The following is a 13329-nucleotide window of genomic DNA, read 5'->3' on the forward strand; positions in this document are numbered from 1 at the left end:
GGGCAGGAAGAGTACGGACGGGGTGCGACCGGCGGCAGCCGAGCGTCGCCCTGCCGACGCTGCGGTGCGGATATCCGACAGCGGGCCCGGCCGGGGCCGGTTGACGGTGGCGCGGGACCGCGTCCGGGCGTGGGCCGGTCGACGGGGGCGCGGGACCGCGTCCGGGCGTGGGCCGGTCGACGGGGGCGCGGGACCGCGTCCGGGCGTGGGCCGGTCGACGGGAGCGCGGGGGCCGGGGCCGGCGGCGGGGGTCGACTGCCCGGCGCCGCCGGACCCGGCGACGTCACATGCCCAGGTCGCGCGCGATGATCATGCGCTGCACCTCGGACGTACCCTCGCCGATCTCCAGGATCTTGGAGTCGCGCCAGAAGCGCGCCACCGGGTACTCGTTCATGAAGCCGTAGCCGCCGTGGATCTGGGTCGCCTCCCGGGCGTTGTCGACGGCGACGGTGCTGGCGTGCAGCTTGGCGATGGCGGCCTGCCGCTTGAACGGCTCGCCGGCGAGCATCCGGGCGGCGGCGTCGTAGTAGGCCAGCCGGGCCGTGTGCGCCTTCATCTCCATGTCGGCGATCTTGAACTGGATCGCCTGGTAGTTGCCGATCGGCTGGCCGAACGCCTGGCGCTCCTTCGCGTACCTGATCGACTCGTCGACGCAACCCTGGGCGAGGCCGACGGCCAGGGCGGCGATGGCGATCCGCCCCTCGTCGAGGATGCGCAGGAACTGGGCGAAGCCCCGGCCGCGCTCGCCGAGCAGGTTCGCCGCCGGCACCCGGCAGTCGTCGAAGGTCAGCTCGTGGGTGTCCGAGGCGTTCCAGCCGACCTTGGAGTAGCCCGGCGCGACGGTGAAGCCCGGCGTGCCCGAGGGGACGATGATGGTGGACAGCTCCTTGGCGCCGTCCGGGCGGGTGCCGGTGACCGCGGTGACGGTCACCAGCGCGGTGATGTCGGTGCCCGAGTTGGTGATGAACGCCTTGGACCCGTTGATCACCCACTCGCCCGTGGACTCGTCGAGCACCGCGCGGGTCTGGGTGCCGCCGGCGTCCGAACCGGTGCCCGGCTCCGTCAGCCCGAAGCCGGCCAGCGCCTCGCCGCTGAGCAGCTTTGGCAGCCACTGCGCCTTCTGCTCCTCGGTGCCGAAGCGGTAGATCGGCATCGCGCCCAGCGACACCGCCGCCTCCAGGGTGATCGCCACGCTGGAGTCGACCCGGGCCAACTCCTCCAGGGCGAGGCAGAGCGCGAAGTAGTCGCCGCCCATGCCGCCGTGCTCCTCGCCGAAGGGCAGCCCGAACAGGCCCATCTTGCCCATCTGCCGGATCACCTCGTACGGGAAGGTGTGCTTCTCGTAGTGCTCCGCGATGACCGGGGCCACCACCTCGCGCGCGAATTCCCGCACGCTCTCCCGCAGCGCCTCTTGCTCCTCGGTGAGCCGGAAGTCCATGGATTCCTCCTGTGTGACGGGCCGTCGGGCGCTCGTGACGCCGGGACGGGTCGCTGGTGCGGGTCGGGCCCGCGCCGGCCGGATGGGCCGGCGGCGGGATCAGACCGGGGTGACGCCGTGCCGGCGCCGGGAGAAGTGCCGCTCCTTGGTGCGGGCGGCGGCGAACCGGCGGGTCAGCTCGGCGCGCAGCTCGTGCGGCTCGACGATCGCGTCCACCACCAGTTCGCTGGCGAGCCGGACGATGTCGATGTCGCGCTCGTACTCCTCGCGCTTCGCGGCGACGAAGGCGGCCCGCTCGGCCTCGTCGGCGATCGCGGCGATCTTGTTGGCGTAGACCGCGTTGACCGCCGCCTCGGCGCCCATCACCGCGATCTTGGCGGTGGGCAGCGCGATCGTGGCGTCCGGCTCGAAGCCGGGCCCGGCCATCGCGTAGAGGCCGGCACCGTACGCCTTGCGGACCACCACGCAGATCTTCGGCACGGTGGCCTCGGAGATCGCGGTGATCATCTTGGCGCCGTGCCGGATAATGCCCTGCTTCTCCACCGCACTGCCGACCATGAACCCGGGCACGTCGGAGAGGAAGAGCAGCGGCACGTTGAACGCGTCGCAGAGTTGCACGAACCGGGTCGCCTTGTCGGCCGAGTCGACGAAGAGCACCCCGCCCTTGAACATGGAGTTGTTGCCGACCACGCCGACGACCTCGCCGTTCAGCCGGCCGAAGCCGATGGTCAGCTCCTTGGCCCAGAGCGCCTGGATCTCGAAGAAGGAGCCGTCGTCGAGCAGGCCCTTGACGTACCGCCGCATGTCGAACGCCTGCCGCTCGCTCGCCGGCACCAGCGCGGCGAGGTCGGCCTTCTCCGGCGCGGGCACGGCCTCGGCGGCCGGCGGCGCCTGCGTCCAGTTGGCCGGGAGGTAGGACAGGTAGCGCTTCACCACGTCGAGCGCGTCGGCCTCGGTCTTGCAGAGGAAGTGCCCGACGCCCGACTCGGCGCAGTGCACCTTGGCCCCGCCCATCGCCTCCAGGGTGGTCTTCTCCCCGGTGACCATCTCGACCATCCGATCGGAGCCGAGGTACATGCTGGCGTTGCCGTCGACCATCGCGACCACGTCGCAGAACGCCGGAATGTACGCCCCACCGGCCGCGCTCGGCCCGAACAGCGCGCAGACCTGGGGGATCGAGCCGGAAGCGCGGACCTGGTTCCAGAAGATCTTCCCGGCGCCGCGCCGGCCGGGGAACAGCTCGACCTGGTCGGTGATCCGGGCACCGGCCGAGTCGACCAGGTAGACCATCGGCACGCCGGTGGAGTAGGCCCGCTCGATGATCCGGATGATCTTCTCGACGGTCCGGGCACCCCAGCTGCCGGCCTTGACCGTGGAGTCGTTCGCCATGAGGCAGACCTGGCGGCCGTCGATGGTGGCGGTGCCGGTGACCACGCCGTCGGCGGGCAGGCCCTCGGCCATCGCGTTGGCGTAGAGGCCGTCCTCGACGAAGGAGCCCTCGTCCACCAGGAGGGCGACCCGCTCCCGGGCGAAGAGCTTGCCCTTGGCGGCGTTCGCCGCGTGGTACTTGTCCGCACCGCCGGCCCGGGCCCGCTTGCGCAGCTGCTCCAGAGCCTCACCGTCGAGCGTCACGCCGACCCCCTACCGCCGCCACCACGGCCCGCCGCCGCATGGGCACCGGAACCACCTGAACGATCGTTAGGCTAGCGCATCGACCCGCCCCCGACACCCCTCAACCCCCACCCCGGCCCCTCGCGCCGCGATCTTGCACTTTCGGCCCCGCGTTTGCGGCATTTACGGCTTACGCCGGGGCACAAAGTGCAAGATCGCGCGGCGGTGGGGGGTTAGGCGGGGTGGGGGGTTAGGCGGGTGCGGGGGCCGGCGCGGAGGACGCCGGAGGGAAGCTGACGGCCGACCAGGCGCTCGGCCAGCTCCGCCACCTCGATCAGGGCGGCCAGGTCGATGCCGGTGTCGATGCCCATGTCGTGCAGCATGTGCACCGCCTCCTCGGTGGCCAGGTTGCCGCTGGCGCCCGGCGCGTACGGGCAGCCACCGAGGCCGCCGACGCTGGCGTCGAACTCGGTCACACCCAGCTCCAGCGCGGTGAGCATGTTCGCCAGCGCGGTGCCCCGGGTGTTGTGGAAGTGCAGCAGCACGGGAACCTGGGCGTTGCGGTCACGTACGGCGGTCAGCAGCTCCCGGACGCGGCGGGGCGTACCCATGCCGGTGGTGTCGCCGAACGCCACGCGGTCGGCGCCGTCGCGGACCACCCGGTCCACGATGGCGGCCACCCGGGCCGGGTCGGTGTCCCCCTCGTACGGGCAGCCGAAGCTGGTCGCGATGATCACCTCGGCCTGGGCACCGGCGCCGTGCAGCAGGTCGATCAGCTCGGCGATGTCGTCAAGCGACTCCTCCGTGGAGCGGTTGACGTTGCGCCGGTTGTGCGTGTCGCTGGCGGAGACCACCACCTCGATCTCGGTGAACCCGGCGGCGAGGGCGCGCTGCGCGCCCCGGGTGTTCGGCACCAGCGCGGAGTAGCGCACCCCGTCGGCCTTCGCGGCCCGCTGCCACACCTCGTCGGCGTCGGCCATCTGCGGGATCGCCTTCGGGTGCACGAACGAGACCGCCTCGATCCGCCGCACGCCCGTGCCCGAGAGGGCGTCGAGCAGCCGCACCTTGGCGTCGGTCGGGATCGGGTCCTCGTTCTGGAGCCCGTCGCGCGGCCCGACCTCCCGTATCGACACGAACCCTGGCAGTTCCATCATGGCCACCTCACTGTGACGCGCGCTGTGCTGGACCCCTCCACCCTCCCACCCACCCCGCCCGTCCCGCACCCGACCACGTTGATCATGAAGTTAGTCCCGGCAAAAGCCGCGAACCGCGCCGCCAACTTCATGATCAACGCGGGCTGGCCGGGGGGGGGGGGGGGGTGGGGGGGGGGGGGGGGGGGGTGGGAGGGGTGGGTGGGTCAGCGCATGCGGGAGACGATGGCGGTGTCGTAGTCGCCGGAGAGGAACTCGTCGTTCTCCAGCAGCTCGGCGAAGAAGGGCAGGTTGCACTTCGGGCCGGTCAGCTCGAAGGCGGCCACCGCGGCGCGGGCCCGGGCGATTGCCTCCGCGCGGTCCCGGCCGCTGACGATCAGCTTCGCCATCAGGCTGTCGTAGAACGGGGTGACCGTGTTGCCGGCGACGTAGCCCGAGTCGACGCGGACGCCGTCGCCGGTCGGCTCGGTCCAAGCGGTGATCGCGCCCGGGCCGGGCAGGAAGCGCTTCGGGTCCTCGGCGTTGATCCGCAGCTCGATCGCGTGCCCGCGCGGGGCGAGCGCGTCCGGGTCGAAGTTCGGCGCCAGGCCGGCGGCCACCCGCAGTTGCTCCTCGACCAGGTCCACGCCATAGACCAGCTCGGTGACCGGGTGCTCCACCTGGAGCCGAGTGTTCATCTCGAGGAAGAAAAACTCGTTCGTAGCAGGATCGAGCAGGCACTCCACCGTGCCCGCGTTGCGGTAGCCGACCGCCTCGCCGGCACGCACGGCGGCGGCCAGGAAGCGCTCCCGCAGCTCGGGCGAGACCGCCGGCGACGGCGACTCCTCGACCAGCTTCTGGTTGCGCCGCTGCACCGAGCACTCCCGCTCGCCGAGAGCCACCACCCGGCCGTCGGCCAGGCCGAGGATCTGCACCTCGACGTGGCGTACCCGGGGGAAGTAGCGCTCGATCAGCACCGAGCCGTCGCCGAACATCCGCTCGGCGAACGAGCGCACCTTGTCGTACTCCGTGCGGAGCGCGGCCTCGTCCTTCGCCACGCCCATGCCCATGCCGCCGCCGCCGGCCGCGGCCTTGACCATCACCGGGTAGCCGATCTCCGCCGCCGCGGCCACGGCCGCGTCCAGATCGGCCGCCGGGTCGGTGGTGCCGGGCGCGACCGGCACCCCGGCCGCCGCCATCAGGTTCCGGGCGTTGATCTTGTCGCCCATCGCGGTGATCGCGTCCGCGCCGGGCCCGACCCAGATCAGCCCGCTCGATTCGACCGTACGGGCGAAGTCGGCGTTCTCCGACAGGAAGCCGTAGCCGGGGTGGATGGCCTGCGCGCCGGTCGACTTGGCGGCGGCGAGGATGGCCTCGACGTTGCGGTAGCTCTGGGCCGGGTTCGCCGGACCCACGCACACCGCCTCGTCGGCCTCGGTCACGAACGGCAGGCCGGCGTCGACCTCGGAGTGCACCGCGATCGCGCGGACGCCGAGCCGCCTGGCGGTACGGATGATCCGGCGGGCGATCTCGCCCCGGTTGGCGACCAGCAGCGACTCGATCATGTTTCCTCCCAGGCGTCCGGGGGTCGGGACGGCTGCCAGGTAACCATGACCGCTCGGTTACTGACGAGTCGCCACCCCCGCGTGGGATCAGGGATTGGGGTGGGCCAGGAGGGCGGCCAGGGTGGCGCCGCGCAGCAGCTCGGCCCGGCGGCGCCGGTCCACCTCGCCGCCGAGGAACGGCGTCGAGTTCATCAGGCCGAACGCGGCGTGGGCCAGCACCCGCGCCTCGCCGTCGGGCATGCCCGGGTGCAGGGCGGTCAGCACGGTCACCCACTGTTCGACGTAGAGCCGCTGGAGCCGGCGGATCCGGCGGCGGGGCTCGTCGGGGAGACGGTCCAGCTCGTGCAGGTGCAGGGCGATCACCGCCGGGTTGGCCAGGGCGAACTCGACGTGGAAGTCGATCAGCGACTCCAGCGCGCCGCGCGGGTCGTCAGGGTGGCCGGCGGACCGTTGCTGACCGCCGGCGAGCAGCTCCTCGCTGACCGGGATCAGCGCGGCGACCAGCATCGCCTCCTTGCCGGCGAAGTGGTGGTAGAGCGCCGGGCCGGTGACCCCCGCGGCCGCGCCGATGTCGTCCATCGAGACGCCGTGGTAACCACGGGAGGCGAAGAGGCCGACCGCGATCTCCAGGATCTCGTCCTTGCGGGACCGACGCCGGCCCGACCCCGCGGTGCCGCTCGCCCTGCCCCGTGCCTGCTGCTCGACCGTCACCGGGCAAGCGTAGACCGAGTCGCGGGCGTCGTGGAGGCTCGGTTACCCACCGGTTGCCTCCGTCCGGGCCGGGCACCTGGGAGAACCCGGCCCGGACGGCGCGACCGTCAGTGCTCGTGGTCGAGGTCGTACTCGGCCCGCAGGGCGGCGGCCTCGGCCGGGCGATCCAGCAGGTCCAGCGCCCGGGCCAGCAGCCAGGCGGCCTGCTGCACCGGGCGGGATCCGGCCGGCAGGCCGCCGAGCACCTCGCGCAGCAGCCGCTCCGCCTCGGCCGGCCGGTCCAGCCGCAGCAGCAGCTCGCCGGTGAAGACCTCCACCTGCGCCGCCTCGCCGAACGCCTCGATCGACCGGAGCCGGGCGGGCACCCCGGCCAGCCGGTCGTACGCCTCGGCCTCCCGTCCCTCCCCGGTCAGCACCCGCGCCCCGACCTCGGCCGCCAAGGCCAGCTCGTACGTCACCGGCGGTGGCTCGTCGGGCTGGCCGGCCAGCTCCGCCGCCAGCCTGTCCAGCAGCTCGACGGTGCGCAGGGCCGTCGCCTCGTCGCCCGCCCAGAACTCCGCGTACGCCTGCCGGCGGCGGGCCCGGAGCTCGTCGAGCGGCAGGTCGGCCTGCCGGTACGCGGTCGCCGCCGCCGCGAACCGCCCCGCCGCCAGCGCGTCCCGGTCGGCGTCGTAGAGGATTCCGCCGGCCTCCTCCAGCACCTGCGCCCGGTGCGGGAGGTTGTCCGGTCCGTCCAGGTTGTCGGCGAGCTGGTCGAGCAGGGCGAGCGCCGGGTCGATCTCGCCCAGCCCCTCGTAGACGCCGGCCAGCAGGTGCCGGCACCGGTCCGCCTCGGCCTGCGCGCCGAGCCGGTCGAGCCCGAGCACCGCCTCCTCCGCGACCTCCGCCGCCTCGCCCAGCCGCCCCGCGACCCGGTACGCGTTCGCCAGCTCCCAGCGCAGGAAGGCGTCCCCCTCCGTGCCCCGCTCGACGCAGAGGGTCACCGCCTCGGCGAAGTCGTCCACCGCGTCGGCGGCCCGGCCGGCGGCCATCAGGGCCCGCGCCCGCGCGACCCGGACCGGCAGCCACGCCTCGGTCGGCGCCACCCGCAGCGCCTCGTCGCAGGCGGCGACCGCCTCGGCTGGATCGTCGGCGGTCCTGGCGTACGCCAGGCAGGCGGCGGTGACGACGTCGCCGAGACCGAGGTCCCGGCCGAGGTCCCGGGCCCGGTGGGCGGCGGCCCGGGCGTCCGCCTCCCGGTCGAGCTGTTCGAGCGTGTGGGCCCGGTGCAACGCGATCCGGGCGGCCAGCCACGGGTCGCCGCCCGCCTCGGCCGGCACCCGGTCGAGGGCGTCGAGCGCCTCCGCCCAGCGCTCCCGGTGCATGAGCGCCAGCGCGACCCGGTCCAGCCCGGCGGCCCGCTGCCGGTCGTCGCCCCGCCGGTCCAGCGCGTCGGCGGACGCCCGGACCAGCTCCAGCCCCTCGTCCGCGCTCTCGTCGACCATGGCCAACAGCACCCCGAGCCGCCCGGCGACGACCTGCGCCCGAACCTCGTCACCCAGCTCCCGGTACGCCGCGATCGCCGCCCGGTGGGCCTCGACCGTGGCCGGCGCGTCCTCGTCGCCCAGCTCGGCGGCGCGCAACTCCAACCGGTGGGCCGCCGTCCCTGCCGGGAGTTCCCCGGCGCCGAACCGGTCGTCCCAGCCGGCCAGCGCGGCCCGGAACGCCTCGCGGTCGTGGCGGCGCAGCCGCTCCTCAGCGAAGTCGAGCAGCGCGTCGGCGTCGGCGTCGGTCGGCACCGGGACGCTGGCGGCGCCTGCGGCACCCGGTGCCGGGGCGCGGTCGGCCGCGCCGGACGAACCGGCCGTCGCCGTCCGGACGGGCCGACGGCGCAGGCTGGCCGAGAGCGGCAGGTGCGCGCCCGTCGGCTCGGCGGCGAGCCGACGGGCCACCCACTCGGACTGGTACGAGGTGCCGTTGCGGGCGTCGAACCGGGCGGCCAACGCGGTCGCGGTGCCGGTCAGCTCGGCGGCGAGCGCGGACGCCGTGATCTCCCCGGCCGGCCGGTCGCCGGCCGCCCGCCGGTAGACGGTCAGCTCGCCGGCCCGGCGCAGCGCGGCGGCACCGGCAGCGGCGAAGTGCATGGCGGCGGCCGGCGAGGGTGCCCGGTCGAGCCAGTCGAGGTGCCGCTCGACGATTTCCACCGCGCGGGCGTCGTTCCCGGTCAGCGTGCAGAACTCGACGTGGTTGCCGATGTCCCACAGGTCCGAGAGGTTGCCCCGCAGTCGGCGGTAGGCCTCCCGGTGGGCGTCGCGTGCCTGCTCCGGGCGGTCGGTGTGCAGGTAGGGCACCAGCAGCGCGGTGAGGATGGCCTGCGGCTGCTCGGTGCAGCTGAGCCGGCCGGCGAGGACCGGCTCCGCAAGCGCGACCGCCTCGGCGTGCCGGCCGGTGTCGGCGAGGTACTGCACCTGCGTGGTCGGGTCGCAGCCGGCGCAGTCGGACAGCTCGTCGCGGGGGGTGGTCTGCCAGAGCCGGTACCAGTGGGCGGCCGCGTCGGCGTCGCCCAGGTGGTCCGCCACCAGGAACCGGTGCTTGTGGACGGCCTGGAGGCTGTGGCCGCCTTCCCGGTAGCGGCGCTCCATGTCGTCGAGCACCGCGTAGGTGCGGTCCAGCGGCACCTCGGGAAACCGGAGCAGGCCGGTGACCATGTACTTGACGTGCCAGAGCAGCTGGTGGGCGTAGCGCGGGTGGTAGGGCTGCGGATCGCGGTCGAACTCGGCCAGGCACCACGAGAAGGTGACGAAGGACTTGGCCGGCTCGCCCCCGTAGACGTACGCGGTGGTGGCCTGCATCCGGGTCACGAAGGCCAGCTCCCGGTCGTCGCCGGCGTCCACCCGGCGCAGCAACTGCTCCGTCGCGGCAATCTGCCCCGCGCCGTACGGCATGTTGCCGACCTCGCGGAGCACCCGCCACAGGTCCTCGTCTTCGGTGCTCACACTCACTCCTGTCCCGGCACGGCCCGGCCGAGCAGGCCGAGGAAGGAACTGTTCAGCAGCGCGGCGTCGGCCGCGCGGATCGGATGGTGCCCGAGCAGCAGCGCCTGCCCGTAGAGCGCCTCGACGGCCAGCCCGGCCAGCTCCGGGTCGGTCAGCGTGGTGACCCGGCGGACCAGCGGGTTGCGGTGGTTGAGCACCAGTTGTGGCCGGTCCGGCGGCGCGGAGGCGGCCAGCGCGTCCAGCACCCCGCCCCACAGCTCGTCGGCCCGGTCCCGGGTCGCCGCGAGCTGGTCGTTGAACGCCGCCGACCGGCTGACCAGGTAGAGCGCCGGCAGCGAGACCGGGTCGTACGCCCGGACGACCACCTCGCAGCCGAGCCGTTCCAGGGCCCGCTGGGCGCCGGAGAGGAACGGCCGCAGGGCCAGCTCGACCTGCGGGTCGAGGCTGTCGAAGCGGGTGGTCAGGTCGCTGGGCTCCAGCCGCTCGATCAGCACGGCACGGTCCACCGTGGGCAGCCGCTCGATCAGCTCCGTGTCGTAGGTGTATCCGCCGTTCACCACCGCCAGGTCCTGCGCGGCGGCGACGGCGGCGAGCTGGCGGAACTCGTCCAGGCTGGCCGCGTAGCGGACCACCCCGTGCCGCTGCCGGAACTCGGCCAGGGTGAGCGTGCCGACGTTGGTCTCCATCGGCCACCACTGGTCGACCAGGCGGAGCATCTCGTCGTCGTGCAGGGCGAGCGCCTTCACCCCGAGGTGGTGCACCTGGAGGAACTCGGCGAGCCGCCGCGGGTCGTGCTTGGCGAGCCGGACCAGCCAGCCGCGCACCTGGTCGCCGAGGGCCTCCCGGGTGGCCGCGAGCAGGCCGTCCTCGTAGAGCGCCTCCCGGCTGGCCGTCGGCCGCAGCTCGCTGGCGTCCACCACGCAGTGCGCGAAGAAGGCCCAGTCCGGCAGCAGCCCGTCGGCGTGCTCGGCGAGCAGCATCCGCTTGAGGTAGACCTTGTGGCCGGCCCGGGACGCCGGGTTCACCGGGTTCGGCAGGATGAAGGCCGCCCCGGTCAGGCCGGCCTCCGGCACCGACAGCGGCAGCACGTCGAAGGGGTCGAAGCCGAGCGTCTCGCGGGCGTAGCGGACCAGCGCGGCACGGTCGACCGGCGCGCCCGGGGTCGTCGGCCAGGGCGGCGGCCCGGAGGTGGTCACCACGTCGCCGACCCGGACGGTGACCGGCAGCAGCGCGCCGAAGAGCCGGGCCAGGTCGACCACCGTCGGGGTGCCGAACCACTGGTCGGCGTCGCGGCGGGGCACCAGCGTCACCGTGGTGCCCGGCTCGGCCCGCCCGGCGCCGGGCGGGGCCAGCTCGACGGCGTACCGGCCGTCGGAGTGACCCGTCCAGTGCACCGTCGGGTGGTCGCCGTGCCGGGTGACCACCCGGATCTCGTCGGCCACCAGGAAGCACGAGAGCAGGCCGATGCCGAACTGGCCGAGGAACTCGTGCCGGGAGAAGCCCAGCTCGTCGCGCTTGGAGCTGCGGCCGATGGTGGCGAGCAGCTCGTGCACCTGTGCCTCGGTGAGGCCGATGCCGGTGTCGTGCACCCGCAGCGTGCCGTCGCCGGTCAGCTCCGGTGGCTCGACGCGCACCAGCGCGGGCGCGTCGGGGTCGGTCGCGCGGCGCGCGGTGATCGCGTCGACGGCGTTCTGCAGGAGTTCGCGGACGTACACCCGCGGGCTGCCGTAGAGGTGGTGACTGAGCAGGTCGACCACGCCACGGAGGTCGACCTGGAAGGTGTGGTCCACGCTGGAATGCTCCCCGGGTCCGATGCCGGCGCCCACCGTACCGATGATCACCGACACGCGCGTCCCCCTTTCCCGGCGGCTTGACCCTCGACCCGGTCGACCCCCGAGGCTCGCCGTCATGACCGCTTCCCCACTCGGCCGCGACTACCGGCTGCTCTGGTCCGCCGCCGTGTCCTCGCGCCTCGGCGACGCCCTGCGTACGCCGGCACTGGCGCTGCTGGCCGTGACGCTGACCCGCGATCCCCGGGTGATCGCGGTGGTGACCGTGGCCGGGCAGCTCCCGCCGCTGCTGTTCGGCCTGCTCGGCGGCGTGTACGCGGACCGCTGGGACCGCCGCCGCACGATGGCGGCGGTGGACGGGCTGCGCGCCGCCGTGGTGGGCGGGCTGGCGGTCGCGGTCGCCCTCGACCGGGCCGGCGTCGCGGCGCTGGTGGCGGCGGCGTTCCTGCTCGCCGCGCTCGGCACCCTGTTCGACGCCGCCGCGTTCGCGATGCTGCCGTCGGTGGTGCCGCCGGCCGCCCTGTCCCACGCCAACGGCCGCCTCCAGGCCGGCACGGCGGTGGCCGGGGGCTTCCTCGGCGCCCCCGCCGCCGGCGTGCTCTTCGCCCTCGCCGCGCCCCTGCCGTTCGCCCTCGACGCCCTCACCTTCGCCGCCGCCGCCCTCCTCACCCTCGCCCTGCGCCCGACCCGCCCCCACTCTCCGCGATCTTGCACGTTGTGCCCCGACAAACCCGCCAATACGCCGCAGAGCGAGGACCACAACTGCAAGATCGCGGAGAGTGGGCGGGGGCAGAGGTGCGGCGGAAGGAAGGGGGCGGTGTGGCGGGAGGTCGTCGAGGGTGTGCGGTGGGTGCGCGGGGACGCGACGCTGTGGCGGCTCACCGTGCTGACCGCCGGGAGCAACCTGGCGATCAGCGGGTTGCTGGCGGTGCTGGTGCTCTACGCGCTCGACGTGCTGCGGGTGCCGCCCGCCGGGTACGGGCTGTTCGCCGCGGCGGCCGTCCTCGGCGGGCTCGCCGGGGGGCTGGGAGCGGGCAGGCTGGCCGCCCGGCTCGGCACGGTGCCCGCGCTCCGGGCCGTACTCGCCGCCCAGGCCGTCGCGCTGACCGCGCTCGCGCTGGCCCGGCACCCGGTGCCCGGCGGGCTGGCGCTGGCCGTCTTCGCGGCCGGCACCACGGTGTGGAACAGCCTCTGGGCCGCGTACGGGCAGGGCCGCGTGCCCGCCCACCTGCTCGGTCGGGTGGGTTCCGCCCAGCGCATGGTCGGCCTGCTCACCGCACCGGTGGGGGCGGCGCTCGCCGGGCTGGCCGGGACGGCGTACGGGGTCGGGCCGGTGGCGGCGGCGGTGGCCGGCGTCTTCGTGCTGGTCACCCTCGCGGCGTGGCGGGTGCTGCGACCGGCCGCGCCGGTGCCGCCCGCCGCCCCGCCCACCACCGCCGGGACAGCAGGCCGGCCAGGGCGGCACCCGTCGCGTTGAGCAGCACGTCGTCGACCGAGGAGACCCGGCCGAGGTCGAGCGCGTACTGCAACGACTCGACCAGCACGGAGCCGGCCGCGCCGAGCAGGAACAGCCGCCCGACGCCGGCCAGCGCGGCCAGCCGTACCGGGGCGAAGAAGCCCAGGGCGGCGAAGACCAGCAGGTTGCCGACCACCTGGACCACGGCGGTCGCCGGCGGCCCGGTCAGCAGGTCGACCAGGTCCCGCAGCGGCACCGCGTCGACCTGGCGGGGCGCGGCGCGCGGGGTGAGGATCATCCACACCCAGGGCAGGGTGCCGGCCACCGCGCCCACCTCGGCGACGCTGCGCCGCCACGCATCCCGCGCGGTCGCGGCGTCCCGCCGGCTGCGGGCGAGCACGACGGTGGCCAGGACCAGCAGGGGCAGCCCGGCGAGCACGGCGAGCAGGACGTCGCCCCAGTCCCGCCACACCTGCGCCATCGGCGCAGCCTAGCCGGGCGCCCGCTCCCGGTGGTGCGGCCGGAGGGCTCCTCCGCCCCCGAGCACAAACGCCACCGGTCCCCGCGCCACGGCCTCATCCTGGCGCATCGGAACGTGGTGCCGGGGGCGCCCAACCTTTTCCGGGGGCCCGTGCGTCTGCCAGGTGACGCCG

Annotated in this window: 9 protein-coding genes; 1 reads left to right on the forward strand and 8 read right to left on the reverse strand. The window is 74.5% G+C overall.

Annotated features, from left to right (window positions below; all coding sequences use genetic code 11):
* Positions 1–283 precede the first annotated feature (283 nt).
* From ACGF5C_RS13170 to ACGF5C_RS13200, 7 genes are all read right to left on the reverse strand, one after another.
* The gene (locus ACGF5C_RS13170; protein ID WP_393300730.1) at positions 284–1438 is read right to left on the reverse strand and encodes an acyl-CoA dehydrogenase family protein; all 1155 of its coding nucleotides are present in this window, start codon (positions 1436–1438) and stop codon (positions 284–286) included.
* A gap of 99 nt (positions 1439–1537) precedes the next feature.
* Positions 1538–3070 carry an acyl-CoA carboxylase subunit beta gene (locus ACGF5C_RS13175; RefSeq protein ID WP_357450102.1) on the reverse strand — a complete coding sequence of 511 codons (1533 nt, stop codon included), beginning with the start codon at positions 3068–3070 and terminating at the stop codon, positions 1538–1540.
* Positions 3071–3282: 212 nt separating this feature from the next.
* A complete protein-coding gene (locus tag ACGF5C_RS13180; RefSeq protein ID WP_393300733.1) occupies positions 3283–4203 on the reverse strand; it encodes a hydroxymethylglutaryl-CoA lyase in 921 nt (306 codons plus the stop codon).
* 203 nt (positions 4204–4406) lie between these two features.
* On the reverse strand, positions 4407–5744 hold the full coding sequence (locus ACGF5C_RS13185) for an acetyl/propionyl/methylcrotonyl-CoA carboxylase subunit alpha (protein ID WP_393300736.1): 1338 nt from the start codon (positions 5742–5744) through the stop codon (positions 4407–4409).
* 87 nt (positions 5745–5831) lie between these two features.
* The gene (locus ACGF5C_RS13190; RefSeq protein WP_357700050.1) at positions 5832–6455 is read right to left on the reverse strand and encodes a TetR/AcrR family transcriptional regulator; all 624 of its coding nucleotides are present in this window, start codon (positions 6453–6455) and stop codon (positions 5832–5834) included.
* A gap of 107 nt (positions 6456–6562) precedes the next feature.
* Entirely contained in the window at positions 6563–9430 is a 2868-nt protein-coding gene (locus ACGF5C_RS13195; protein ID WP_393300739.1) for a hypothetical protein, read from the reverse strand.
* 2 nt (positions 9431–9432) lie between these two features.
* Entirely contained in the window at positions 9433–11220 is a 1788-nt protein-coding gene (locus ACGF5C_RS13200) for an HSP90 family protein (RefSeq protein WP_393301077.1), read from the reverse strand.
* Positions 11221–11338: 118 nt separating this feature from the next.
* On the opposite strand from ACGF5C_RS13200, the gene ACGF5C_RS13205 reads away from it, so the two are divergent.
* On the forward strand, positions 11339–12697 hold the full coding sequence (locus tag ACGF5C_RS13205; protein ID WP_393300742.1) for an MFS transporter: 1359 nt from the start codon (positions 11339–11341) through the stop codon (positions 12695–12697).
* Here ACGF5C_RS13205 and ACGF5C_RS13210 read toward each other — a convergent pair.
* The gene (locus ACGF5C_RS13210) at positions 12588–13157 is read right to left on the reverse strand and encodes a VanZ family protein (RefSeq protein WP_393300745.1); all 570 of its coding nucleotides are present in this window, start codon (positions 13155–13157) and stop codon (positions 12588–12590) included. The two genes, ACGF5C_RS13205 and ACGF5C_RS13210, sit on opposite strands and share 110 nt — an antisense overlap.
* Positions 13158–13329 lie beyond the last annotated feature (172 nt).

This window comes from Micromonospora sp. NPDC047620 (assembly GCF_043205005.1).
In the GTDB taxonomy this organism is placed as follows: domain Bacteria; phylum Actinomycetota; class Actinomycetes; order Mycobacteriales; family Micromonosporaceae; genus Micromonospora.